The organism is Accumulibacter sp., from assembly GCF_023806625.1.
Lineage (GTDB): Bacteria > Pseudomonadota > Gammaproteobacteria > Burkholderiales > Rhodocyclaceae > Accumulibacter.
Genome location: NZ_JAMTDX010000056.1, coordinates 1 through 25,777, shown reverse-complemented (window position 1 = coordinate 25,777; position 25,777 = coordinate 1). Strand labels below are relative to the sequence as shown.

The window sequence follows — 25,777 nt, the reverse complement described above, 5'->3', positions numbered from 1 at the left end:
AAGCACCATGAAGAGACTCCTCATGGCACTCGCGGCCGTGTTGACCGCCGGCATCGCGCAGGCCGACGGCGATCCGCTCGCCGGCACCTCGTGGCAGTTGGTCGCCATTCGGTCGATGGATGACGCGCAGGGCGTCACCCAGGTGCCGGACCCCGGCCGCTTTACCCTGAGCTTCGGGCGAGACGGCCGCGTCGCCTTTCGCCTCGATTGCAACCGCGGCACGGGGGACTACACGGTGATGCCGGCGAGCGACGGCACGAGCGGATCGATCAGCTTCGGCCCCATCGCCGCGACACGTGCCCTGTGTCCGCCGCCGCATGTCGACGAGCGGGTGGCGCGCGACATGGCCCATGTGCGCGGCTATCTGCTCGAGGAAGGCAGGCTCTACCTCTCGCTGATGGCCGATGGCGGCATCTACGAGTGGGCACCGCGGCACACGGCCGGAACGGCGCAGGACCAGGATCGCATCGTCAGGCCGGTGCACTTCGCCAAAGGCAGCAGCGAGACGATCCTCCGCGACCGCATCGCCGGTCGCCAGTATGTCGACTACCAGGTGCGGGCTGGTGCCGGTCAGCGCCTGGTGGTGAAGCTCGAGGGCGGCCACGGCGCCAACACCTTCAACCTGCTGCCGCCGGGCTCGACCGGCGTGGCGATGGCGATCGGCGAGTTCGCCGGCAACCGCTTCGACGGCCTGCTGCCGGACGACGGCATCTACACCATCCGCGTCTTTCTCGTGCCGGCTGCCGTCCGTCGCCACGAGGCAAGCGATTACACGTTGTCGGTCGGCATCACCGGGACGCCGTTGCAGCCGGTGTCGGCCCGGGTCGATGCCGTCTTGCCGGGCACCCGCTACCACGCCCGCGCGACGACGCGATGCGAGCCACTGCACTCGCCGGTGCGCGAGTGCGAAGCCTCTGTCGTGCGCCGCGGATTCGACGGCACGGCGACCGTCGATCTGCGCTGGGACGCAGACTCCAGACGGCGCATCCTGTTCGTCAGGGGCGAGCCGAAGGCGGCCGATACGGCGCAGGCAATGACCTTCAGCCGCAACGAAAGCGGCTGGCGGGTGAGCTTCGATGGCGAGGAGCATTTCGACATCCCCGGGCCGCTGGTCTACGGAGGCTGAAAGGCCGTCACTGTCGGGAGGACACGCCTTGTGGCCGAAGCTGGTGCTGTCGGGCGTAGCGGCCTGCGTCGCGCTTCCTTTCGTGCTCGCGCGCGTCCTGCAAGGCGTCGTCTTGCTGCTGGCGGCGCCGCTGGCAGCAGCGCGTCTGCTGACGGAAGCCACATCCCGTTGCGGGCGATGGGGCAGAAACTCCCGGCCGATGGCAGCGGGCCCCCGGTGCGGACGCCGGCCTGCTGCGCCGGATCGACACGCTCGACCGCGCTGAGGCGGGGCGTCGCGGTGGGGCGGCCGGCGCGCAGCATCTGGCCAGCTGCTGCGGCGGGCTTGCGAACCTCGGGCAGGACGAGTAGGCTCCTCCGGTTGCGGCATCGGGATCGCCAATGGGTTCGGATCCGGCGCAGCGAGGCGACGCGGCTTGCCGGGCGGCTGCAGCCGACGAACCGCGCGCGGCCGGGAGTCTTTTTCCGGGCGAAGCGACGTTGCATCGTGACCATGACCACCAAAAAGGAGAATCCATGAAAGCCCCTTCGATCGTTCTCGCGGCAGCGCTGGGACTGGCTGCGTTGCCGGCCGCACCTGCCGAGTTGTCCTGGGATCCGCTCAAGGATGTCGAGAACGCGCTGCCTCCCGGAACGCCCGACGAGGGGAGGATCATCCAGGCCCGTCAGCAGGTGCGGGAGATGTCGCAGGACGCCCTGGCCACGCTCTACGAGGTCGTGCCGGGTGCCCGCTGGGCAGTCGAGCGAGCGGCCGGCTACGCCGTGTTCAGCACCTTCGGCATCAAGCTCTTCTTCGCGGGCGGGACGACCGGCAGGGGCGTCGCCGTCAACCAGCAGTCCGGCCGGCAGACGTTCATGAGGATGGTTCAGGTGCAGGGCGGGCTCGGTTTCGGCGTGAACAAGAACCGGCTGATCTTCGTGTTCACCGAGGAGCAGGCGCTGCGCAGGTTCATCGATCAGGGCTGGGAGTTCGGCGCCCAGACGAGTCTCGCGGCGATGGCCGGTGGGCAGGGAGCGATGTTCAGCGGGGCGGCGTCGGTGGCCCCGGGCGTCTACCTCTACCAGCTGACCGAAACGGGTCTTTCGGCTTCGCTGACCGTCTCGGGAACCCGGTTCTTCAAGGACGCCGATCTGAACTGATGCCGGCGCACGGTACCGGCTGGGTGCCGTCGTGACCCGGAAGCGCGGTGCCCACCGGCAGGACGCCCCGGCGGCGGTGGCCGAGCGCCCCGAGCCAGGGGCGGTCGCGGCGCCGGCACGACTCGCCTCTGGCCGGCGCGCGCTGATCGTCGCCGCGGTCATCGCTCTCGCCGGTCTCGTCGCGATCGGCTGGCTGCTGCCTGGCGAACAGCGCGGGCGCGGCTCGCCAGAGCACACTGCCGTGGCTGCGCCGGTCACCGGGTTGCCCACCGCAAGCTACGTCGGGGGCGCGGTGTGCGCATCGTGTCATCCGGAACAGCACGCGGCGGCGAGCGGCTCGCACCACGACCGGGCGATGGCCGAAGCCTCCGAGAGCACGGTGCTCGGCAATTTCGCCAATGCGCAGTTCACCCACCGCGGAGTCACCTCGACCTTCTTCCGGCGAGACGGCCGATACTTCGTGCGCACCGACGGTCCCGACGGCCGGCTCGCCGACTTCGAGATCCGCTACACCTTCGGCTTCACTCCGCTGCAGCAGTATCTCGTGCCGTTCCCCGACGGTCGCCTGCAGGCGCTGGGGATCGCCTGGGATTCGCGTCCGAAGGGTGAGGGCGGACAACGCTGGTTCCATCTCTACGGCGAGCGCAAGCTGAGGCCAGGCGATCCGCTGCACTGGACGGGAATCGATCAGGTCTGGAACTACCAATGCGCCGACTGTCACTCGACCAATCTGCGCAAGAACTACGACCCATCGACGAACCGCTACGCGACCACCTGGACCGACATCAAGGTCGGCTGCGAGGCCTGCCACGGACCGGGCTCGAACCACGTCGCCTGGGCGAGGAAGGAGGGGGACTGGCAGCGCTTCGCCGACCGGGGCCTGACCATCGCCCTCGACGAGCGGCTCGGCGTGAGCTGGTCGATCGATCCGCGCACCGGTAACGCGGTGCGCTCGAAGTCGCGCGAGTCGTCGCGCGAGATCGAGACCTGCGCGCGCTGTCACGCGCGGCGCGGCCAGTTCAGCGACCGATGGCACGCCGGCGATCGCTTTGCCGACGGCTTCCGCGCGTCGTTGATCGAGCCGGGCCTCTACTACGCTGACGGCCAGATGCGCGACGAGGTGTACAACTACGCCTCGCTGCTCGCGAGCCGGATGCACGCGGCCGGGGTCACCTGTTCCGATTGTCACGATCCGCACAGCCAGAAGCTGCGTGCCCCGGGCAGCGCAGTCTGCGGCCAGTGCCACGCGCCGGACAAATTCGCGGTGGCGGCGCACCACCACCATCGCGAAGGGTCGCCGGGTGCCGAATGCCCGGCCTGCCACATGCCGACGACCACCTACATGGTCGTCGATCCGCGCCACGACCACAGCTTCTCGATCCCGCGCCCCGACCGAAGCGTTCGCCTCGGCGTGCCGAACGCGTGCACGCGCTGCCACGACGACCGGAAGCCCGAGTGGGCCGCCGATGCCCTGCGCAGCTGGTATCCGCAGCCGAAGCCGGGGTTCCAGACCTTCGCCGATGTTTTCGTCGATGCCGATCGCGGTGCGCCGGGTGCGGCGCGCCGGCTCGCCGGAATCGTCGACGACGCGCAGCAGTCGGCGATCGCCCGGGCGAGTGCGCTACGGCGGCTGGGCTCCGACCTCGGACCGGCGACGCTGCCGGCGATCGGTAGGGCGCTGGCCGATGCCGATCCGCTGGTCCGGGCGGCGGCTGCGGAGGCGCTCGGCGCCGGCGACGAGGAGACGCGCCTGCGCTGGCTGCCGCCGCTGCTCGGCGATCCGGTTCGCGAGGTGCGCATGAATGCCGCGCGGGCGCTCGCCGGTCCGGCCGAGTCGCGGCTGGCGGCGGGCGATCGGGCGAAGTTCGGGCAGGCTCTCGCCGAGTACGTCGAGGCCGAGAAGTTCAACGCCGACCGGCCCGAAGGACGCACGAATCTCGGCAACCTGCATGCCGCCCGCGGCCAGTACGACGAGGCCATCGCCGCGTATGGCAGTGCGCTGGAACTCGATCCGGCATTCGTGATCGCGGCGGTCAACCTCGCCGACGTCTACGGGACGCTCGGCCAGGAGCAGCGGGCCGAAGCGACGCTGCGCGCGGCGATCGCCCGCGATCCGCAATCGGCGGAGGTGCGCTTCGCGCTGGGTCTTTCACTGGTTCGCCAGAAGCGCTCGCGCGAGGCGCTCGAGGCCTTCGCCGAAGCCGTGCGTCTGGCCCCTGGCAACCCGCACTACGCGTACGTCCAGGCGGTCGCGCTGGCCGAGTCGGGGCAGGCCGGCCGGGCGATCGACATTCTCGACAGGGCGCTGACGAGCCATCCCGACGACCGTGAGCTGCTGCTCGCGCTGGCCCAGCTGCGCTACGCACGCGGCCAGCGCGAGCAGGCCGCGGCGCACCTGCGTCACCTGGCCACGCTCGCGCCCGACGACCCCGATCTGGCGAGGATTCTCGAGGCGATCCGGGCCGCGCCGCTTCGCTGATCGGCGAGCGGCCGGCGATCGGCCCGGCTGGACGACGGCGCAGCCGCGGGGATCTGTCGTCTCGCGGGAACCTCGCAATGGGCTTACTTGCCAGATGGGAAAGATCGATGCTTTAATTCCCCAGTTACGACCAACCACGATGAGGAAGCTCAGCCATGCCCGAGACGCGCTTCAAGCCTCTCGCCTGGACGAAACTCCAGAGAGGGGTCCCCTGCTACCTGCCGCAACCGCCCGCCAGACAGCGGGTGGACGTCCATTCGCCGGCGCTCTCGGTGATGACCGATTTCCAGCGCCTGACGCCGATCACCGTGCGTCACGACATGTCGCTCGACGAGGCGAACCGGATCATGGGTCTGTCTCACGCGCAGTACCTGCTCGTCGCCGACGGGCAGAATCATCTGCTCGGGATCGCCAGCGAAGCCAGTACCCGCGGACACCACCCTCTGGCCGTCGCGCACCAGCTCGGCATCCGCCCGGGTGAGCTGATGGTCGGCGAGGTGATGATCAAGAAGCACGACGACGCCGAAGTCATGCACCTGCGCGACGTGCGCACGGCGAGCGTCGGCAACGTCCTGGCGGCACTCAAGGAACTGGCTTCGCCGTTTTGCCTGGTCGTCGATCACGACGAGGAGGACCATCACGTGCTCTGCGGAATCTTTTCGCTGGCCCATATCGAGCGGCTGATGGGCGTGACCCCGTCGGTCGAAGTCGCGCAGACCTTCTCGCAGGTGGTCAGCTCGCTCGGCCGCTGAGCGTCGGTCGGGTCCGGCAGTCGCCGCGGCCAGCCCTGAGCCGAGGCTGGCCGAGCGGATTCCTTGGCGCTTCGTACCGGGTCGCAGCGCGAAGGGCCGGGAGCCGGGCTCCGGCCGTCCGCTGCCAGGGGCTACCAGTTCGTCTCGCGCTCGGGAGTCGCGGTGATCCTGTGGATCGACAGGTCGGCGCCGTTGTATTCCTGCTCCTGGTCGAGGCGCAGGCCGACGACCGCCTTGAGCAGCCCATAGACGAGGCCGCCGCCGGCCAGCGCGACGGCGATCGCCAGGCCGGTCAGCGCCAGCTGGGCCATCAGGCTGACGCCGCCGAGGCCGCCGAGCGCCCTGCTGCCGAAGATGCCGGCGGCGATCCCGCCCCATGCGCCGCAGAGCCCGTGCAGCGGCCAGACGCCGAGAACGTCGTCGATCTTCCAGCGGTTCTGGGTCAGCGTGAACATCACCACGAAGAGGCCGCCGGCGACGCCGCCGACGACCAGCGCACCAACCGGGTGCATGATGTCCGAGCCTGCGCAGACGGCGACCAGACCGGCGAGCGGGCCGTTGTGTACGAAGCCCGGGTCGTTCCGTCCGGCGACCATCGCTACCAGCGTGCCGCCGGCCATGGCCATCAGTGAGTTCATCGCGACGAGGCCGGAGATCTTGTCGATCGTCTGCGCGCTCATCACGTTGAAGCCGAACCAGCCGACGGTCAGGATCCACGCGCCGAGTGCGAGGAACGGGATCGACGACGGCGGATGCGCCGAGATCCGCCCTTCGCGCGTGTAGCGCCCGCTGCGCGCGCCGAGCAGCAGCACGGCCGGCAGCGCGATCCAGCCGCCCATCGCATGGACGACGATCGATCCGGCGAAGTCGTGGAATTCCTCGCCCCAGGTTGCCTTGAGCCACGCCTGGATGCCGAACGCCTGGTTCCAGGCGATGCTTTCGAAGAACGGGTAGACGAAGCCGACGATCAGGAAGGTCGCGGCGAGCTGGGGGTAGAAACGCGCGCGCTCGGCGATGCCGCCCGAGACGATCGCCGGGATCGCCGCGGCAAAGGTGAGCAGGAAGAAGAACCTGGTCAGCTCGTAGCCATTCTTCCCGACGAGCGTGTCGGCGCTGGAAAGGAAGCCGATGCCGTAGGCGACGCCGTAGCCGATGAAGAAGTAGGCAATCGTCGACACCGAGAAGTCGGTCAGGATCTTGACCAGCGCGTTGACCTGGCTCTTCTTGCGGACGGTTCCGAGTTCGAGGAAGGCGAATCCCGAGTGCATGGCGAGCACCATGATGCCGCCGAGCAGGATGAAGAGAACGTCGCTACCAGACTTGAGTGCTTCCATGGATCCTCCTGAAATTCGTGCTGCAGCCGTGAAGCAAGCTTCGTTCCAGGAAAGAATCCCTTGAAAACGCGAGAGCGAGCGACTCGTCGCGGTGCGCGCCGCCCCGCTTTGGTGCGTCGCGGCGGGTCGCGGGCACCGTCAAGGGGCGCCGCGCACCGGCCGCAGTCTATTTTGGTGCCGCGCCGGGCGGCAGAAGCACCCACATCTGCCCCTGCTGTCGCATCCTGCCGGCCTGATTGCCCGCCTGAGCGCCAAAGCCCCAGAACAGGTCGGCGCGCACGACCCCGCGAATCGCACCGCCACTGTCCTGGGCGACGACCAGGCGGCGCAGCGGCGCCGGCGAATCGGGCTGGGTCGTCGACAGGAAGACCGGAGCGCCGAGGGGCACGTGGCGCGGGTCGACGGCGATGCTCCGTTCGGCGGTCAGCGGGACGCCGAGCGCCCCGACCGGTCCGTCGCCTTCGCCGCCCTTGAGCGGCTGCTCACGGAAGAAGACGTAGCTCGGGTTGGCGTTGAGCAGTTCGTCGAGCTTGCGCGGATTGGCTCGTGCCCACTGCTTGATTCCGGCCATCGACGCCTGCTCGAGGGTCAGCTCGCCGCGGTCCACGAGCACGCGTCCGATCGACTGGTACGGATGGCCGTTCTGGTCGGCGTAGGCGAGTCGCACGGTGCTGCCGTCGGGGAGCCTGACCCGTCCCGATCCCTGGACCTGCAGGAAGAAGAACTCGACCGGGTCGTCGACGTAGAGCAGCGCGCGGTTCGCGTAGTCGGCTTCGTGAGCGCTGATCTCGGCGCGCGAGAAGTAGGGGACGACGCGGTTGCCCTGGAGCCGGCCGCGCAGGCGCAGGTTCTTCAGTTCAGGAACGACCGCAGCCAGATCGATCGTCAACAGGTCGGTCGGGACGCCGAGAACCGGCTGCAGGTAGGGCTTCGCGCGCGTGCGCGAGCCGCGGAGCAGCGGTTCGTAGTAACCGGTGATCAGTCCGCTCGTCGTCCCGTCTGGGTTGGTCAGCAGCCAGGGCTGCAGGCGCGACTCGAAGAAGCGGCGCAGCGTCGCCGCATTCGCCGCAGTGAGTGCTTTCGCTTCGTCGCAGGTGGCCTTCCACTGCGGCCACTGAGGGCGTCCGGCGAGCGCCCGGCACGAGTTCAGGAACGCCGGCCAGGCGGCGGCAACGTCGTCGTCGTTCCAGCCGGGCAGCTCGCTCCAGCGTGCCGCCTGCAACGGGCGGGCCGGCGGTTGCGCGGCGGCGGCCTCGGCGGGTGGGCAGGGCGGACAGACCGGGCAGCCGGCCGGCGTCGCGCCGACAATGGGCGCCTGCGGCGCGCTGCCGCAGGCGGCGAGGAGGATCGCGAGAAGCGTCGCGCAGGCGAGCGAAGAACCCTTGATTTGGCTTTTGCGCATGGCTAGAGTTCGGTTTTTTTTCGAGCCGCGAGTATAGCGCCCGATGATCGACCCATTCCGCGAACTGGCGACCTTTCTTGCCCGCGCCGAGCGGCTGCTCGAGCGGATCGAAGCGCTGCTGCCGCCCCCGGCCGGAGCGCCCGATTGGAGCACGGCGAAAGCGTTCCGCTGGCGGACGCAGCGCGGCGCCGGCTATCTGCAGCCGATCACTCGCCTGCCGGCGATCCGGCTCTCCGACCTCAGGGACATCGACGATCAGAAGGCGCGGATCGACGCGAACACACGCCAGTTCGTCACCGGTCGTCCGGCGAACAACGTGCTGCTCACCGGAGCCCGCGGGTCGGGCAAGTCGTCGCTGATCAGGGCGCTGCTCAACGAGTACGCGGGCGCGGGTCTGCGCGTGATCGAGGTCGAGAAAAGCGACCTGACCGACCTGCCGGACATCGTCGAGCTGATCGACGGGCGCCCCGAGCGCTTCATCGTCTTCTGCGACGACCTCTCCTTCGAGGCCGGCGACGCGCGCTACAAGGCGCTGAAGGTCGTCCTCGACGGCTCGCTGGCCGCCCCGCCGGAGAACGTGCTGATTTACGCAACGTCGAACCGGCGTCACCTGATGCCCGAGTACTTCGCCGAGAACCTCGAGAGCCGGCGTGCCGGCGAGGAGATCCATCCCGGCGAGGCGATCGAGGAGAAGATTTCGCTCTCCGAGCGCTTCGGACTGTGGCTCTCCTTCTACCCGTTCGACCAGGATGCCTATCTGGACATCGTCGCGCACTGGTTGCGCTCGTTCGGCTGTGACGACCAACAGATCGCCGCCGCCGGACGCGACGCGCTGAACTGGGCGCTCGAGCGCGGCTCGCGCAGCGGCCGGGTCGCCTGGCAGTTCGCCAGGGACTGGGCAGGCCGCCAGAACGCGCAGCCCGAGCGCGCACCGCGCGCGGCGCGGCGGCGACCGGCCAAGGGTCGATGAGCGGCACGCTGGTCAGGCGGCCTCGCCCGGGCAGGCGATGAGCGCGGTCACCGAAGTCGCCGCCGCGGTCATCCTGCGCGGCGACCCGGCCAGTCCCGAGTTCCTGCTCGCGCAGCGACCGCCCGGCAAGGTCTACGCCGGATACTGGGAGTTCCCGGGCGGCAAGCTCGAGCCCGGCGAGACGGCGCGCGAAGCCTTGCAACGCGAACTGCACGAGGAACTCGGCGTGGTCGTCGACCGCGCCTGGCCGTGGGTCTGTCGCGAGTTCGTCTATCCGCACGCGACGGTGCGCCTGCGCTTCTTTCGCGTCGGCTCGTGGCACGGGCAGATCGCGCCGATCGAGCACAGCGCTTTCGCCTGGCAGCGCGCCGGGGTAGCGGCGAGCGTCGGCCCGATCCTGCCGGCCAATGGCCCGATCCTCGACGCGCTGGCGCTGCCGCCCGAGTACGCGCTGACCGATGCCGAGGAGCACGGAGTCGACGCCGAGCTGCGGCGCGTCGAGCGTGCGCTGGCGCGCGGCCTGCGCCTGATCCAGGTGCGCGACAAGCGGCTGCCGGATGACGATCGGCGGCGCTTCGCCGAAGCGGTCGTCGCGCTGGCCCGCCGCCACCCACCGGCGCGGGTGCTGATCAACGACGACGCCGATCTGGCCCGGCGGGTTCGCGCCGACGGCGTGCATCTCTCATCGGCGAGTCTCTGGCGGGTCGGCGAGCGACCCGACTGCGAACGCGTCGCCGCCTCGTGCCACAGCGCGGCCGACCTCGCGCGCGCGGCGACGCTCCGCGTCGACTTCGTCGTCCTCGGCCCGGTCCTCGCGACGCCGAGCCATCCCGGTGGCTCGGGAATCGGCTGGGGCGAGTTCTCGCGCCTCGCCGGCGATTCGTCGCTGCCCGTTTACGCGCTCGGCGGCCTGCGCCCGGAACTGCTCGAGATCGCGTGGCGTCACGGCGCGCACGGGGTCGCTCTGATGCGCGGCTGGCAGTAGTCGCCGGGGCAGGTCGGTTTGACGTCGCGCGTGTTGTACAAGTTGACGATTCCTGCGAGCGTCTTGAACTAGCCGTTGTGGCCGTAGGCCTTGGTGATTCCGTCGGAAAGACCGTTGGCGACGTTGCGCACCGTCGGCACCTTGTGCTTGCCCCTGTTCGCGTCGGCGTAGGCCGCATACTCTGGGCGGGAGGCGAGGAAACCGCCGAGCCCGGGGTCAACGAAGCTCGGATTGCTCACATGCACGGCGTTCTCGGGGTTTTGCGGAATCCCGAGGGTGTCGAAGGGGTAATCGGTGAACAGCGGCCGCTGGCCGGTCGCCCGGCCGTCCGAGAAGTTGCCGCCGGTGAACAGGCCCTTGCGGTTCATGAACAGGATCGGGCTTTGCGTCGCGTAGGCGGCGCTCGGCAGCTTGCGGTCGCCAAAGGCGTCGGGAATCGACCCCTCGTAGACCGCTCGGTGCTCGTCGATCGCTGACTCGGGCCCGGTCCATCCGGTTTCCGGGACGCGGCAGGTGGCACAAGACTGGTTGGCATTGACCGACAGGTTCGCGTCGAAAAGAGATCGCCTTGCCGAGGTGTTCCTTCGCTGTCGGTTCTGCTCCCGTCGCCGGGTCCTTGGCGATGACGGGAACGCTGATCGCCAGGCACGCCGAAGTGGCCAGCAGCAGATGACGGTTGCGACGCGTGGAAGCATTCCTCCTCGAACTGATCGGTGTTGCGGAAATCGGCCGAAGCCAGAACACCTTCAGGTCGTATCGGCCCCGAGGTCCTGATTCCGGTGTTGTGGCAGCAGATCGCCCGGCGGTCATCGACCGTCGGGCGAGGCGATCAGCAGTCTGGTGGAGTGTCCATTGCGCGGCGGGTCGCGGGCAGACGTCATTCAGCAGGCCGTCCTCACGACAAAAGGATTCGCCTGCCTGCCCGCAAAACAGTTCTTGTTATAGACAACCGGCGCCGACCGTGTGCCGGCTGCCGATGGCTGCTCCGGTGTCGTCTCGTGGCACTGGGTACGTCCGGCAACGATCCGCGAAGTCCTCGCGGCCTCTTCCGGCTCGACCGCGAGGAAAGTGGACAGGCCGGCGAGCGCCCTGCGGGCTCAGGCCGGGGTGAGGACCTGGACGCTGCGCGCGGCGACGAGCGTCGTCTTCTCGCGGCGGATCGTCGCGAACGGTGCCGCCGAGCTGCTGTCGCAGATCTGTCGCCAGGCGCCCTCGGGAAGCAGGAAGGACACCGGGATGTCGTCGCGACTGATCAGGCAGAGGACCGGGCTGCCGACGTCCTCGTTGCCTCCGGCGGTGGCTTCGGGGGTGAGCTGGATGCCGAGCGCGCCGAGCTTTCTCGACTGCCAGTCGCCGACGCGCATCGGTCTGCCTGCGGGGTGCCACCAGAGCACGTCGGGCTGGCCTGCGGCGTCCTCGGCTCCGGTCAGCCAGTGGCGCCGCTGGAACTGCGGGAAGCGCTGGCGCAGCGCGACGAGCCCGGCGACGAAGTCGATCAGCTCGCCGTCGGCGTTCCGCCAGTCGAGCCAGGTCAGCGTGTTGTCCTGGCAATAGGCGTTGTTGTTGCCGGCCTGTGTTCGACCGAGCTCGTCGCCCGACTGGAGCATCGGCACGCCCTGGGCGATCAGCAGCGTGGCGAGCAGCGCGCGCTGCAGGCGGCGCCGTTTCTCGACGACGATCGGGTCCTGGCTGTCGCCTTCCTCGCCGCAGTTCGTCGAGAAATTGTGACTGTGCCCGTCGCGGTTGTCCTCGCCGTTGAGCTCGTTGTGCTTGTTCTGGTAGCTGACCAGGTCGCGCAGCGTGAAGCCGTCGTGCGCGGTGATGAAGTTGATTCCCGCCTGCGGCTCGCGGCCGGCCGCCTCGAAGATCTCGCTCGATCCGGCGAGGCGCTGCGCGAGCTGGCCGACGCCGGCCTCGCCGGTCAACCAGAAGGCGCGAACGTCGTCGCGGAAGCGGTCGTTCCATTCGCTCCAGCCGGGCAGGAAGCGGCCGAGGCGGTAGCCATCGGGTCCGACATCCCAGGGCTCGGCGATCAGCTTGACGCGCTGCAGCACCGGGTCCTGGCGCAGCGCGCCGAGGAACGCGCTGTCGCGGGTCAGCGCGGCGGCGAGGTCGAAACGGAAGCCGTCGACGTGCATCACTTCGACCCAGTAGCGCAGCGCGTCCATGACCAGCTGCAGCACTCGCGGGTGGGCGAGGTTGAGCGTGTTGCCGCAGCCGCTGTAGTTCTCGTAGCCGGCGAGGTTGCCGGCCGGCAGCCGGTAGTAGCTCCGGTTGTCGATGCCGCGAAAGGAGATCGTCGGCCCCCACTCGTCGGTCTCGGCGGTGTGGTTGAAGACGACGTCGAGGATCACTTCGAGGCCCGCGGAGTGCAGCGTGCGGACCATCGCCTTGAATTCGGCGATCACCGTCTGACCGCCGATCCGCGCTGCGTAGCGCGGCTCCGGGGCGAAGAAGGCGAGCGTGTTGTAGCCCCAGTAATTGACCCTTCCCTCGTTGACCAGGCGCTGTTCGTCGAGGAAATGATGCACCGGCAGCAGGTTCAGTGCGGTCACGCCGAGCCGCTGGAAGTGCTCGATCATCGCCGGCGAGGCGAGCCCCGCATAGGTGCCGCGGAGAACCTCGGGAACCCCGGGGTGCTGACGGCTGATTCCCTTGACATGCACTTCGTAGAGCAGCGTTTCGCTCCACGGCGTCGCCGGTGGCCGGTCGCCGTTCCAGTCGAAGGCGTCGTCGACGACCGCGCCGCTCAGGCAGTGGGCGGGATCGTCGTGCGCCGGCCAGGAGAAGCGTCCGACGATCTCGCGCGCGTAAGGATCGAGGAGCCATCGCTGGGCGTCGAAGCGATGGCCGAGCTCGGGAGCTTTCGGGCCGTGCACGCGATACGCGTAACGCAGGCCCGGCGCAGCGTTGGGCAGGTAGCCGTGCCAGACCTGGTCGGTGCGCTCGCCCAGGGGAACGACGCGCCGCTGCGTGCCCTCGAAGAGACACAGCTCGACGCTCTCGGCATGCGCCGAAAAGAGTGCGAAATTGACTCCCCGGCCGTCCCAGCTCGCGCCGAGCGGCCAGGGCCGCCCGGGCTCGAGCGCCGGAGTTCCGCTCACGGAACCCACTCGAGGTAGAGACCGCCGAGCGGCGGCAGCGTCAGGTTCAGCGACCAGTCGCGGCCGTGCGCCGCAACCTGCTCGGCCCACAGCGGCTCGAGACCGTTGCCGACGTTGCTGCCGCCGTAGTGGTGCGAATCGGTGTTGATCCGCTCCCTGTACAGACCGGGCATCGGTACGCCGATCCGGTAGCCGTGGCGCACGACCGGGGTGAAGTTGCCGACATAGAGCAGCGCTCGTGAATGGTCGCGCGTCCAGCGGACGAAGGCGTAGACGGAACATTCGGCGTCGTCGGCGGCGATCCATTCGAATCCGGCCGGCTCGAAGTCGACCTGATGCAGCGCCGGGTTGCTGCGGTAGACGCCGTTGAGGTCGCGGATCAGATCGCGAATCCCGGCGTGCAGCGGGAACTCGAGAAGGTTCCAGTCGAGCGAGATGTCGTGGTTCCATTCGTTCCACTGGCCGATCTCGCCGCCCATGAAGAGCAGCTTCTTGCCCGGGTGCGCCCACATGAACGCATAGAGCGAGCGCAGGTTGGCGAACTTCTGCCAGTAGTCGCCGGCCATCTTGCTGAGCAGCGAGCCCTTGCCATAGACGACTTCGTCGTGCGAGAGCGGCAGGATGAAGTTCTCGTTGAACGCGTACATCATGCCGAAGCTCATCTGGTTGTGATGATACTTGCGGTGCACCGGGTCGCGGGTCATGTAGTCGAGCACGTCGTGCATCCAGCCCATGTTCCACTTGTAGTGGAAACCCAGTCCGCCCATTTCCGGCGGCCGGCTGACCATCGGCCAGGCGGTCGACTCCTCGGCGTGGGTCGACGCGCCGGGATGCTCCTGGCCGAGCACTTCATTGACCCGGCGCAGGAAGGCGACCGCTTCGAGGTTCTCGCGGCCGCCGTAGATGTTCGGCAGCCACTGGCCTTCGGAACGGCTGTAGTCGCGATAGAGCATCGAGGCGACGGCGTCGACGCGCAGGCCGTCGATTCCGTAGCGCTCGATCCAGAACAGCGCGTTGCCGATCAGGAAGTTGCTGACTTCACGGCGGCCGAAGTTGTAGATCATCGTGCCCCAGTCCTGGTGCATGCCTTCGCGCGGATCCTCGTGCTCGAAGAGCGCCGTGCCGTCGAAGCGGCCGAGACCGTGCTCGTCGGTCGGGAAGTGGGCCGGCACCCAGTCGATGATCACGTGCAGGCCGGCGACGTGGCAGGCCTCGACGAAGGCCCGAAAGCCGCTTGGCGGGCCGAAGCGGGCCGTCGGCGAGTAGAGACCGAGCGGCTGATAACCCCACGATCCGTCGAACGGGTGCTCGGAGATCGGCAGCAGCTCGAGATGGGTGAAGCCGAGGTCGACGACGTAGGGGATCAGCGTGTCGATGATCCTCTGCCAGTCGGGGAATCCGCCGTCGTCGGCGCGCCGCCATGAGCCGAGGTGCACCTCATAGACCGACATCGGTGCGTCGAGCTGGTCGCCGGCAGGCATCGACGCCGGTTCGACGGGGAGCGGCAGATCGACGACCGTCGACGCGGTCGACGGGCGCATTTCGGCCGCAAAGCCGTAGGGGTCGGCCTTGAGCGGCAGCAGATAGCCGTCGCGCGAGCGGATTTCGAATTTGTAATGCGCGCCGGCGGTCACCCCGGGGATGAAGATCTCCCACACGCCGCATTCGCTGCGCAGGCGCATCGGGTGGCGACGTCCGTCCCAGGAGTTGAAGTCACCGACGACGCTGACCCGCTGGGCGTTCGGCGCCCAGACGGCGAACGCTGTACCGGCAACGCCGTCGATCTCCCTGAGATGCGCGCCGAGCCGCTCGAAGGGGCGCAGATGCGAGCCTTCGGCGAGCAGCCAGACGTCCATTTCGCCGAGAACCGTCCAGAAGCGGTAGGGGTCGTCGGTTTCCTGCACGCCGGTTGGCCATTCGATGCGCAGGCGATAGGCGAAGTGGTTGCGCCGGCGCGGCATCAGGCCTTCGAAGAAGCCTTCCACTCCTTCGATCTGCCGGTGCTCCAGGTCGGCGACGGCACGGCCGGTCTTGGCGTCGATGACCGCCACCGACAGCGCGCCGGGCTGCAGGCTGCGCACCCAGACGCTTCCATCGCCTTCGGTGTGCATTCCGAGGACGGCATAGGGGTCGCCGTGTTCTGCCCGGCAGAGGGCGATGATTTCTGATGAGTCGAGCATTTGAAACTCCCTCGCATGCTTAGAGTGTGCTGATGTTCCAGGTATCGCTGGCGTAGTCGCGAATCGTGCGGTCGGCCGAGAACGGCCCCATGCCCGCGACGTTGAGGATGGCCTTGCGCTGCCATTCGTCGGGCGTCAGGTACAGCGCGTCGACGCGTTTTTGCGTCGCCACGTAGTCCGCGTAGTCGGCGAGCAGCAGGTAGTGGTCGCCGTAGTGCAGCAGGCTGTTGAAGATGTCGTGGTAGCGCGGGCGTTCGCCCGGCGAGAAGAAGCCGCTGTCGATCCGGTCGAGCGCCTCCTTGAGCGCCGGATCGTTGTTGTAGAAATCCATCGGCTGGTGGCCGGCCGCCCGGATCGCGTTCACCTGCGCGGTATTGTTGCCGAAAATGAAGATGTTGTCGGCGCCGACGTTGTCGCGGATTTCGATGTTCGCACCGTCCTCGGTGCCGATGGTCAGCGCGCCGTTCAGCGACAACTTCATGTTGCCGGTGCCCGAAGCCTCGGTGCCGGCGGTCGAGATCTGCTCCGAAAGATTGGCTGCCGGCATGATCAGCTCGGCGACCGAAACCCCGTAGTTGGGGATGAATACCACCTGCAGCAGATCACGCGTCCGCGGATCGCTGTTCACCACCGACGCGACGTCGTGGATCAGGCGGATCACCTGCTTGGCCATGTGGTACGAGGAGGCGGCCTTGCCGGCGAAGATCACGCTGCGCGGTGCGACGTCGCCGGCCGTGCCGTCGAGCAGCGCGTTGTAGCGGGTGATCACGTGCAGCACGTTGAGCAGTTGCCGCTTGTATTCGTGGATGCGCTTGACCTGGACGTCGAACAGGCTGTCCGGGTCGAGGCGGATGTTCAGCTCGCGGGCGACGTAGTTGGCCAGGCGCAGCTTGTTGCCACGTTTGGCGGCCAGGAAAGCGGCACGGAAGCCGACGTCGTCGGCGCTCGGTCGCAACTCCGCGAGCCGGTCGAGATGCAGCCGCCATTCACGGGTACCGAGCCGCTCGTCGAGCAGCGCCGAAAGAGCCGGGTTGGCCTGCGCCAGCCAGCGCCGCGGCGTGATCCCGTTGGTCTTGTTGTGGAAGCGTTCGGGGTAGAGGCGAGCGAAGTCGGCGAAGATCGTCTGCACCATCAGGTCGGAGTGCAGCTGGGAAACGCCGTTGACGCGGTGGCTGCCGACGATGCACAGGTGCGCCATGCGCACGCGCTTGTCCTTGTCGTGGCCGTTGCCGTCGTCGATCAGCGAGACGCGGCGGACCAGATCCATATCCCCCGGATAGACGCGGAGGACCTCGTCGATGAATTCCTGGTTGATCCGGTAGATGATCAGGATGTGCCGCGGCAGCACGCGCTGGATCAGGGTCACCTTCCACGTCTCGAGCGCCTCGGGCATCAGCGTGTGGTTGGTGTAGGAGAAGATCCGCCGGCACTGGTCCCAGGCGTCGGCCCAGGCCATTCCGTGCTCGTCGACGAGCAGGCGCATCAGCTCGGCGACGCCGATCGCCGGATGCGTGTCGTTGAGGTGGATGGCGATCTTCTCGGCGAGGTTGGTGAAGGTTCCGTACTCCGACTCGTGGCGCTCGAGGATGTCCTGCAGCGAAGCCGAGACGAAGAAGTACTCCTGGCGCAGGCGCAGTTCGCGTCCGGCCGAGGTGCTGTCGTTGGGGTAGAGCACCCAGGAGATGTTCTCGAAGCGGTTCTTGAACTCGGCGGCGCGCTGATAGTCGCCGGTGTTGAACGCGCCGAGGTCGATCTCCGCCGGTGCCGCCGCCTTCCACAGGCGCAGCGTGCTGACCCGCTCGGTGCCGTGACCCGGGATCACGTAGTCGAAGGCCTTGGCTTCGACCGAGTCGGCGGCGTGCCATTCGGCCCACTCGCCGTGGTGTTCGCAGGTGCCCCCGAAGCGCACCGTATGGTGCTTGTTGGCGCGCGGGAACTCCCACGGCGAGCGGTCCTGCACCCACGCTTCGGGCTTTTCGACCTGGCAGCCATTGACGATCGACTGGGCGAACATTCCGTACTCGTAGCGCACACCGTAGCCCCACGACGGAATGCCGAGCGTGGCCATCGAGTCGAGGAAGCAGGCGGCCAGCCGGCCGAGGCCGCCGTTGCCGAGCGCCGCGTCGGGCTCGCACTCGATCACTTCGTCGAGCGACGGACCCGGTTCGCCGAAAGCGGCTTCGGCCGTCTCGCGCAGACCGAGGGCCGAAAGCGCGTTGTTCATCGCCCGGCCGATCAGGAATTCCATCGACAGATAATAGACGCGCCGCGCGTGGTTGGCCCGGTCGTCGTTCTGCGTTTCGACCCAGCGCAGCGCAAGCCGTTCGCGGGCCACCTGCGACAGCGACTGGTAGAGATCCGCCTTGGTTGCCCGTGACGGCTCGGCAGCGACGGTGCCTAACATCTTGTGCAGGATTTCGGAGCGCAGTTGTTCGCTGTCGGAGGGGCAGTGGGCGAAATCGGTCATCAGGCGGGTACTCCAGCAGAAAGAGAGGTCATGGACAGTCCTCGCCCCCGGTCAGGGCATGGGCGGCGCCGAGCAGGGCGGGTGTGGGAGCAAGCATTACAAAGGTCGGAATCGCGGCGAGGTAGGTGGCGAACCGCCCCTTGGCTTCGAAGCGCGCGCGAAAAGCGGACCGCTCGAAAAGCTCGCCGAGTCGTGGAATGATACCACCGCCGACATAGACACCGCCGCGGGCGCCGATCGTCAGCGCAAGATTTCCGGCCAGCGAGCCGAGCATCGCGCAAAAGGTCTCGACCACCGCCCGGCACTGCACGTCGTCGCCCGAGACGGCGCGCGCGACGATCGCGGCAGGCGTGAGATCTTCGGCGCGGCGGCCGTCGACTGCGCCGACGAGCCGATTGAGCAGCGGCAGGCCGCTACCGGAGAGCAGCCGCTCGGCCGAGACGTGGCTGAGTTCGCGCCAGGCGAGCCCGAGGATCGCCGCCTCGCGCTGATCGGCCGGAGCGAGCGAACAGTGTCCCCCTTCGCCGGCGAGCGCCAGCCAGCGGCCGCGGTCGAAGACGATCGCCGAGACGCCGAGGCCGGTGCCCGGACCGAGGACGGCCTTCGGGGCGCGGTGGACGGCCGTCCCGCTGCCGACCTGGTGCAGGTCGGCAGCGCCGAGATGCGGCAACGAGAGCGCCAGCGCGCTGAAGTCGTTGAGCAGCAGCAGGCGCTGCAGTCCGAGCCGCGCCTGCAGCGACTCACGCGAGAACTCCCAATCGCCGTTGGTCAGGCGCACGACCGGCTGATGCACCGGGCAGGCGAGGGCGATTGCCGCTTCGCCGAGGTCCCCTGGAGCGTCGATCGCCGCGAGGTACGCGTCGATCGCTTCGGCTGGCCCCGGATGGTCGGCGACCGCGAGGACACGGACCTGTGCGGGCAGCCCCGCGTCGTCGAGCAGCGCGAAACGGGCGCTCGTCCCGCCGATGTCGGCGACCAGCCTCGCGCGCAAGCCCGACCGGGCGGCCGCTGGCCGGCCGGCTTTCTCGTCGAAGTCGTCTGGCGAGTCACCAACCTCCCGTCGCCCGCTTGCGGGACAGGGGTCGGGGGTGACGGAACGGTCATCGCCTTGCGTCGTTCCGGGATGGCTCGGAACGCGATGCCGGTCAGCCGTCACGACGAGGCTCCCGTGGGCTGTTCGACAGGATTGGGCAGGAGGCGACTTTCATGAACTATGGGCAAAGGTCGGCACGGATGTCGAAGGTCCTGCCCGGCGGCATTCGGGGCGTAAAGCCCGGAAGCGCTGGCGCTGACGCGCATCTTCGCATCAATTGGCGCGCTCTTGGAAGACCCTGCGACCATATCCCGGTTGTCCTGGTGGCGCCGATGGTGGTCGTCTGCGAGTCTGGCCGCCGGCACGCGTTCCTGTCAAGCCGGTCGCGGCGGCATGCTCACCCCCGGGCCGGGGCGGGTAGAATCTCGGGTAACCGACCGTGAGTGGTCAGCCAGGCGTTGCGGGCAGGCGAGTGCGCGCAGCGAGTCAACGACCCGATCGGCCACCCGAACGACGCGAACCGCGCGAGTGGGCAACTCAGCCGAGAGGTTGTGAAGAAATCGTCGCGAGCAGGCCGAGATGCCCGGCGCGAACGAGCGAACGACGAGGCATATCCGATAGTTAGCCCGCCAGAGAACCGAGGAGACGCATACTTGCGCTGGATCGCCCCGACTGAGAAAGACGCCGGCTCCGTGTCGCTCGAAAAGCGACTCTGGGATGCCGCCGACCAGTTCCGCGCCAACTCCGGCCTCAAGGCTCAGGAATACTCCGGCCCCATCCTCGGCCTGATCTTTCTGCGTTTCGCCGAGGTGCGCTTTGCCGCCCAGCGGGCGAAGCTGGAGAAGGCCGGCGCTTCGTCCCGCCGGGGCAGCCGCGTGGATGAACCCGCCGCCTACCACGCCGACAACGTGCTCTACCTCGCCCCCGAGGCGCGCTTCGACTACCTGCTGACGCTGCCCGAGGCGGCCGACATCGGCGGCAAGGTCAACGCCGCCATGCGCGAGGTCGAGAAGCACAACCCGCAGCTCGCCGGCGTGCTGCCCAAGACCTTCAACCTCTTCACCGGCACCCTGCTCAAGGAGCTCTTGAAGAAGATCTCCGAGATCCCGGCCACGCTCGACTTCGACGCCTTCGGCCGCATCTACGAATACTTCCTCGGCGAGTTCGCCATGAGCGAGGGCCAGGGCGGCGGCGAGTTCTACACCCCCGCCAGCATCGTGCAGTTGCTCGCCCAGGTGATCGAGCCCTTCCACGGCCGCATCCTCGACCCGGCCTGCGGCTCGGGCGGCATGTTCGTGCAGTCGGCCGGCTTCGTGGCCGAGCACCACAAGAACCCGGCGGCTGAACTCGCCATCTGCGGCGTGGAGAAGACCGACGAGACCGGGCGCCTCGCCCGCCTCAACCTCGCGGTGCACGGGCTGGAAGGCGACATCCGCCACGGCGGCAACGTCAACAGCTACTACGACGACCCGCACGCGGCCACGGGCCAGTTCGACTTCGTGCTCGCCAATCCGCCCTTCAACGTGAACGCGGTGGACAAGGAGCGGCTCAAGGACATGGTCGGCGCGGGCCGCCGCTTCCCCTTCGGCCTGCCGCGCACCGACAACGCCAACTACCTCTGGATCCAGCTCTTCTACTCGGCGCTCTCGGCCCGTGGCCGAGCCGGCTTCGTCATGGCCAACTCGGCCTCCGACGCCCGCTCATCCGAGCAGGAGCTGCGGCAGAAGCTGATCGAGGCGCGGGCGGTGGATGTGATGGTGGCCGTCGGCCCCAACATGTTCTACACGGTGACGCTGCCCTGCACGCTGTGGTTCCTCGACCGGGGCAAGGGCAAGACCAACCGCGCCGACACGGTGCTGTTCATCGACGCCCGCCACATCTACCGGCAGGTGGACCGCGCCCACCGCGACTGGACGCCCGCGCAGATCGGCTTCATCGCCAACCTGGTGCGGCTCTATCGCGGCGAGGCGCCCGACCTGACCGTGGGCGGCGAGGAGACGGCGGCCAGGCTCGCGGAGGTGTTCGGCAAGCAGCCCGCCTACGCCGACATCCCCGGCCTGTGCAAGGCGGCGACGCTTGCAGAGATCGAGGCGCAAGGCTGGTCGCTCAACCCCGGCCGCTACGTGGGCGTGGCCCCGGGCGAGGAGGTGAGCGACGAGGACTTCAAGGCGCAGCTGGAGGCGCTCAACGAAGAACTGGAAACCCTCAACGCATATCCTTATACACAACTTCAGGATCTCCCTGTAAGCTGCCGATTTTTTTGAGAAGGTGGCAGGATGGGCTGGGCTGCGGAGGAACTGAAGGAAGTTGATCTGGGGGACCGAAGACTGAACAAGCGAGCGATCGCGTTGTTGGACACGCTGTCTGCCAGACCGACGGCGAGTATCCCGTCGGCGTGCTCTGGCTGGTCGGAGACGATCGCGGCCTACCGCTTCCTGGACAATGATGAGGTCACGTGGGAGGGCATCCTGAGACCTCATTGGTCGTGCTCTCGGACGCGGATCGCCTGCCACAAGGTCGTGCTGATGTTGCAGGACACGACCGAACTGGACTTCAACGGGCAAAGCATCGACGGCTTGGGCCCCTTGAGCTATGAAGCTCAGCGCGGTCTGTACGTGCATCCGACGTACGCCGTCAGCACGGATCGCGAGCCCTTGGGGGTTCTGGATGCGTGGATGTGGGCGCGTGATCCGAAAGACGCCAACGGGCAACGCCCGGGGATCAAAGAGAGCACGCGCTGGGTCGAGGGCTATGAGCGGGTGGCCGAACTGGCGGTGGAGTTGCCGGACACCCGGCTGGTCTACGTGGCCGACCGCGAGTCGGACATGATCGAACTGATGGCCCGTGCCGGCGAATTGGAGACCCCGGCCGATTGGCTGCTGCGTGCCCAGCACGATCGAGCGCTGCCAGACGGTCAAAAGCTGTGGCAAACGGTGACGTCTGGTGAGGAACTCGGCGGAATCTCTTTCACCTTGCCGGCGAGACATGGCCAGAAATCTCGCGTGGTGCGCCAGCAGCTTTGGGCGCGCGTCGTCGATCTTCCGCATGGCAAGAACAAAACGATCCGAGCCACCTGCGTGGTGGCCAAGGAGATCGATCCCCCTGCCGGTAGCACCCCGGTTGAGTGGCGCCTGCTGACCAATCGCACCGCCGAGACGCTCGCCGAGGTGGCGGAACTGATTGACTGGTATCGCGCGCGCTGGGAGATCGAGATCCTCTTCCACATCGTCAAGAACGGCTGCCGGATCGAGTCCCTGCAATTGCGGACGATCGACGGCCTGCAACGCGCCATCGCGCTGTACCTGATCGTTTCCTGGCGCATCGCGATGCTGATGCGATTCGGCCGGACCTGCCCAGACTTGCCCGCCGACTTGTTCTTCGACCAAGATGAATGGCATGCCGCCTATCTCCTCAACAAGAAGAAGCCTCCGGCTGACCCACCAACTCTCAACCAGGTCCTGCGATTGGTGGCCATGCTCGGCGGTTTCCTGGCGCGCAAAGGCGACGGCGAGCCGGGCGTCAAAACGATCTGGATCGGGTTGCAGCGCGTCATGGACTGCGTCATCGGTCTCCAGTTCATGCGTGAGGCGGCTCCAGGGTGAGTTGTGTATAAGGATATGCCCTCAACGCCCAGGCGCGGACGCTGGAGCAGACCATCGCTGCCAATGTGGCGGGGATTTTGGAGGGGTGAGCGATGGCTGCTGCTTTTGATTACCGTCAAGTGACGATTCGTGATGTCGCGCATGTCAACGCACACTCAATCAAGGGAAACAATGCGCCATCACATATTGATTACATCGACATTTCCTCAGTGGGGACAGGTGAGTTCATAGAGACCCCAAAATCGATGGCTTTTGCAGAGGCGCCGAGTAGGGCACGACGCATCGTTAAGGCTGGAGACACTATCCTCTCAACCGTTCGCCCAAATCGCCGGTCATTCCTGTTTCTCTCTTCTCCGAGTTCTGTCACGGTCGCATCAACAGGGTTTGCTGTTCTCTCGCCTACTCCTGCGATAGACGCGCGTTATCTCTATTACTGGGTAACGCGACAAGACTTCACCGATTACCTAACGCTTCACGCAAAGGGGGCTGCCTATCCGGCGGTTTCGGCGGAGGACATTGGTAATGGTGAGCTTTTACTCCCCCCCCTCCCGATCCAGCGCCGCATCGCGGGCATCCTGTCGGCCTACGACGAGCTGATCGAGAACAGCCAGCGGCGCATCAAGATTCTGGAGTCGATGGCCCGCGCCCTCTACCGCGAGTGGTTCGTCCACTTCCGCTTCCCCGGCCACGAATCCGTGCCCCGCGTCCCCTCGCCGCTGGGGGAGATTCCACAGGGGTGGGAGGCCTCGACACTGGGCGCACATCTCCTCGCGTTAGAGTCTGGCAAGCGTCCCAAAGGCGGCATCCGCGAAGTTGCCGACGGTGTTCCGAGCATCGGGGCAGAGAACATCAACGGTATCGGTCAGCATGATTTCGCAGGTGAAAAGTTCATTCCGAGGGAGTTCTTTCAGGAGATGCGCAAGGGCATTGTCCGCGACCGCGACGTGGCGATTTACAAGGACGGCGCTTACATCGGCAAGTCATCATATTTCCGCGATGGGTTCCCCCACATTGAGTGTTGCGTGAATGAGCACGTCTTCCTGCTGCGAGCTAGCGGTGTCAGGCTCAAACAAAACGCTCTTTACCTCTGGCTTCAAGAGCCGGATACCGTGCAGACGATTCGGTCGAAGAATGCCAATGCGGCACAGCCTGGAATCAACCAGCAGACCGTGGGTGGCTTGGAGCTGACTCTTCCAAACTCACTGATCGCCGCGCAGTTTGACGAACTGGTTGATCCGCTTTTCGCGGAAGTCATCAACCTTGCCAAGAAAATCCAAACCCTCCGCCGCACCCGCGACCTGCTGTTACCGCGCCTGCTCTCCGGCCAGATCGACGTGGAGGCGCTGGACCATGCCTGAGCTCACCCCGCTGCCCCCCGATTACGCCCAACTCCTTGCCGAGGTGAAGGAGTGCATCCGTTCCGCCCAGTATGCCGCCCTCAAGGCGGTCAACACCGAGCTGGTCGGGCTGTATTGGGACCTGGGCCGGATGATCGTGGAGCGGCAGGTCGGAGAGACTTGGGGCAAGTCCGTTGTTGAGAAACTCTCCACTGACCTGCGGCGCGAGTTCCCCGCGGTCGGGGGATTCTCGGCCTCCAATCTCTGGAGGATGAAGGCTTTCTTTGAACTGTACCGGGAGCATGAAAAACTCGCACCACTGGTGCGAGAAGTCGCCTGGGCGCACAACCTGGCCATCATGAGCAAGTGCAAAGACCCCCTGGAGCGGGAGTTCTACCTGCGCATGACCCGCAAGTTCGGCTGGTCAAAGAATGTGCTGATCCACCAGATCGAGAACCAGAGCTACGAGAAGTCCCTGCTGGGGCAGACCAATTTCGACCAGACCCTGACGCCCGCGCAACGGGCACAGGCGAAGCTCGCCGTGAAGGACGAATACACCTTCGATTTTCTGGAGCTGGCCGAAGAACACAGTGAACGGGAGCTGGAGCGGGCGCTGATCGCCAAGGTCGAGGAGTTCCTGTGGGCCATGGGTGGCCTGTTTGCTTTCATGGGCAGCCAATATCGGCTGGAGGTGGACGGTCGGGAATTTTTCGTGGACCTGCTGCTGTTCAACCGGCGGCTGCGCTGTCTGGTGGCCATCGAGCTGAAAGTGGGCGAGTTTCAACCCGAGTTCGTGGGCAAGGTGCAGTTCTATCTGGCGGCGCTGGATCGGCAGGTGCGGCAGGAGGATCAGAACCCGTCCATCGGCATCATCCTCTGCAAGGAGAGAAGCCGCACCATCGTCGAGTATGCCTTGCACGATGCCAACAAGCCCATCGGCGTGGCGACCTACGAGATCACCCGAACACTGCCCAAGGAACTGAAAGGGCAACTACCACCACCCGAGGAGATCGCGGCGTTGCTGGAAGGGCTGGAGCCATGAGCCCCCACGCCTATACCGAAGACCAGCTCGTCGAGCAGCCCGCCATCGGGCTGTGCTTCCAATGGGGGCCTTTGTGCAAGGGGCGCTTGCACCATTCGCCGATTTGTTTAACAGCCTGTTGGACTATTGGGGCTGCGGCGGTGATCCCGCGCCTGACCCGTGACCGGCATAACGAGATGTCGGATCGGAAGGAATTTTTTCGACGCAAAAGTGCCACAGGCTGCGGCACTTTTTCCTGCCGAGCTGCAAACCAGCCTGCCCAGCATCGAGCAGATCGAGCGGGCGCTGGCGGACGAGGCGGGAGAAGGTGAAACATGAGCCCGCACGCCTACACCGAAGACCAGCTCGTCGAGCAGCCCGCCATCGGGCTGTTTGCGGCGCTGGGTTGGCAGACGGTGTCGGCGATGGAAGAGACCTTCGGCCCCGGCGGGACGCTCGGCCGTGAAACCAAGGGCGAGGTGGTGCTGACAGACCGCCTGCGCGCCGCGCTCATCACCCTCAACCCCGGCCTGCCGCCCGAGGCGATCCAGACCGCCATCGACGATCTCGCCCGCGACCGCTCGGCCATGAGCGTGGAGGCCGCCAACCGCGAGATCTACCGACTGCTCAAGGATGGCATCCCGGTGTCCATCCCCGACCGCGAGCATGGCGGCCGTGATGGTGGACAGCGGACCGAGCGGCTGCGGGTGGTGGATTGGGCGCAGCCGGAGCGCAACGACTTCCTGCTGGTCAGTCAGTTCAGCGTGGTGGGCAGCCTTTACACCTGCCGGCCCGATCTGGTGGGCTTCGTCAATGGCCTGCCCTGGGTGGTGATCGAGCTCAAGA

Annotated in this window: 19 protein-coding genes; 12 read left to right on the top strand and 7 right to left on the bottom strand. The window is 67.1% G+C overall.

The genetic code is table 11. The features are described from left to right. Window positions 1-7: 7 nt before the first annotated feature. The 4 genes from NFW05_RS09755 to NFW05_RS09740 all read left to right on the top strand — a co-directional run bounded on the left by NFW05_RS09755 (window position 8) and on the right by NFW05_RS09740 (window position 5,496). Window positions 8-1,126, top strand: coding sequence for an META domain-containing protein (locus NFW05_RS09755; RefSeq protein WP_295305697.1), 1,119 nt, complete (start codon window positions 8-10; stop codon window positions 1,124-1,126). 515 nt (window positions 1,127-1,641) lie between these two features. Next, window positions 1,642-2,265 (top strand): YSC84-related protein, encoded by a 624-nt coding sequence (locus tag NFW05_RS09750; RefSeq protein WP_295305695.1) that lies wholly within the window; start codon window positions 1,642-1,644, stop codon window positions 2,263-2,265. Window positions 2,266-2,296: 31 nt separating this feature from the next. Then, window positions 2,297-4,744, top strand: coding sequence for a tetratricopeptide repeat protein (locus NFW05_RS09745; RefSeq protein ID WP_295305692.1), 2,448 nt, complete (start codon window positions 2,297-2,299; stop codon window positions 4,742-4,744). A gap of 155 nt (window positions 4,745-4,899) precedes the next feature. Continuing rightward, window positions 4,900-5,496, top strand: coding sequence for a CBS domain-containing protein (locus NFW05_RS09740; protein WP_295305689.1), 597 nt, complete (start codon window positions 4,900-4,902; stop codon window positions 5,494-5,496). A gap of 131 nt (window positions 5,497-5,627) precedes the next feature. On the opposite strand, the gene NFW05_RS09735 is transcribed toward NFW05_RS09740, so the two are convergent. Both NFW05_RS09735 and NFW05_RS09730 read right to left on the bottom strand, forming a co-directional pair. Continuing rightward, window positions 5,628-6,830 (bottom strand): ammonium transporter, encoded by a 1,203-nt coding sequence (locus NFW05_RS09735; protein WP_295305686.1) that lies wholly within the window; start codon window positions 6,828-6,830, stop codon window positions 5,628-5,630. Window positions 6,831-6,996: 166 nt separating this feature from the next. Next, the gene (locus NFW05_RS09730; RefSeq protein ID WP_295305683.1) at window positions 6,997-8,232 is read right to left on the bottom strand and encodes a murein transglycosylase A; all 1,236 of its coding nucleotides are present in this window, start codon (window positions 8,230-8,232) and stop codon (window positions 6,997-6,999) included. Window positions 8,233-8,275: 43 nt separating this feature from the next. Between NFW05_RS09730 and NFW05_RS09725 the strand changes: the two genes are divergently transcribed. Both NFW05_RS09725 and NFW05_RS09720 read left to right on the top strand, forming a co-directional pair. Further along, window positions 8,276-9,202 carry an ATP-binding protein gene (locus NFW05_RS09725; protein ID WP_295305680.1) on the top strand — a complete coding sequence of 309 codons (927 nt, stop codon included), beginning with the start codon at window positions 8,276-8,278 and terminating at the stop codon, window positions 9,200-9,202. A gap of 37 nt (window positions 9,203-9,239) precedes the next feature. Further along, the gene (locus tag NFW05_RS09720; RefSeq protein WP_295305677.1) at window positions 9,240-10,187 is read left to right on the top strand and encodes a Nudix family hydrolase; all 948 of its coding nucleotides are present in this window, start codon (window positions 9,240-9,242) and stop codon (window positions 10,185-10,187) included. A 68-nt stretch (window positions 10,188-10,255) separates the two neighbouring features. Here the strand turns inward: NFW05_RS09720 and NFW05_RS09715 are convergent, their stop codons facing one another. The 5 genes from NFW05_RS09715 to glk form a co-directional block, all read right to left on the bottom strand. Then, entirely contained in the window at window positions 10,256-10,882 is a 627-nt protein-coding gene (locus NFW05_RS09715) for a cytochrome c peroxidase (RefSeq protein ID WP_295305674.1), read from the bottom strand. Between the two features lie 402 nt (window positions 10,883-11,284). Continuing rightward, complete coding sequence (glgX, locus tag NFW05_RS09710; protein ID WP_295305671.1) at window positions 11,285-13,291, bottom strand: glycogen debranching protein GlgX; 2,007 nt, start codon at window positions 13,289-13,291, stop codon at window positions 11,285-11,287. Further along, window positions 13,288-15,471, bottom strand: a complete 2,184-nt coding sequence (glgB, locus tag NFW05_RS09705) for a 1,4-alpha-glucan branching protein GlgB (protein WP_295305668.1) — start codon at window positions 15,469-15,471, stop codon at window positions 13,288-13,290. The genes glgX and glgB overlap by 4 nt, the downstream gene beginning before the upstream one ends. Window positions 15,472-15,490: 19 nt before the next feature. Next, window positions 15,491-17,938, bottom strand: coding sequence for a glycogen/starch/alpha-glucan phosphorylase (locus NFW05_RS09700; protein ID WP_295305665.1), 2,448 nt, complete (start codon window positions 17,936-17,938; stop codon window positions 15,491-15,493). A gap of 28 nt (window positions 17,939-17,966) precedes the next feature. Next, entirely contained in the window at window positions 17,967-19,094 is a 1,128-nt protein-coding gene (glk, locus tag NFW05_RS09695; protein WP_295305662.1) for a glucokinase, read from the bottom strand. Window positions 19,095-19,624: 530 nt separating this feature from the next. On the opposite strand from glk, the gene NFW05_RS09690 reads away from it, so the two are divergent. The 6 genes from NFW05_RS09690 to NFW05_RS09665 all read left to right on the top strand — a co-directional run. Next, window positions 19,625-21,235, top strand: a complete 1,611-nt coding sequence (locus tag NFW05_RS09690; protein ID WP_295305660.1) for a class I SAM-dependent DNA methyltransferase — start codon at window positions 19,625-19,627, stop codon at window positions 21,233-21,235. A gap of 12 nt (window positions 21,236-21,247) precedes the next feature. Next, window positions 21,248-22,573: an IS4 family transposase gene (locus tag NFW05_RS09685; RefSeq protein WP_295305657.1), complete on the top strand. Its 1,326-nt coding sequence runs from the start codon at window positions 21,248-21,250 to the stop codon at window positions 22,571-22,573. 92 nt (window positions 22,574-22,665) lie between these two features. Then, entirely contained in the window at window positions 22,666-23,931 is a 1,266-nt protein-coding gene (locus NFW05_RS09680; protein ID WP_295305655.1) for a restriction endonuclease subunit S, read from the top strand. Beyond that, window positions 23,924-24,952: a PDDEXK nuclease domain-containing protein gene (locus NFW05_RS09675; protein ID WP_295305653.1), complete on the top strand. Its 1,029-nt coding sequence runs from the start codon at window positions 23,924-23,926 to the stop codon at window positions 24,950-24,952. The genes NFW05_RS09680 and NFW05_RS09675 overlap by 8 nt, the downstream gene beginning before the upstream one ends. A gap of 159 nt (window positions 24,953-25,111) precedes the next feature. Beyond that, window positions 25,112-25,270 (top strand): hypothetical protein, encoded by a 159-nt coding sequence (locus tag NFW05_RS09670; protein ID WP_295305650.1) that lies wholly within the window; start codon window positions 25,112-25,114, stop codon window positions 25,268-25,270. After that, the coding region (locus tag NFW05_RS09665) for a type I restriction endonuclease (RefSeq protein WP_295305648.1) at window positions 25,267-25,777 on the top strand (511 nt) is incomplete at its 3' end. The genes NFW05_RS09670 and NFW05_RS09665, both read left to right, overlap by 4 nt.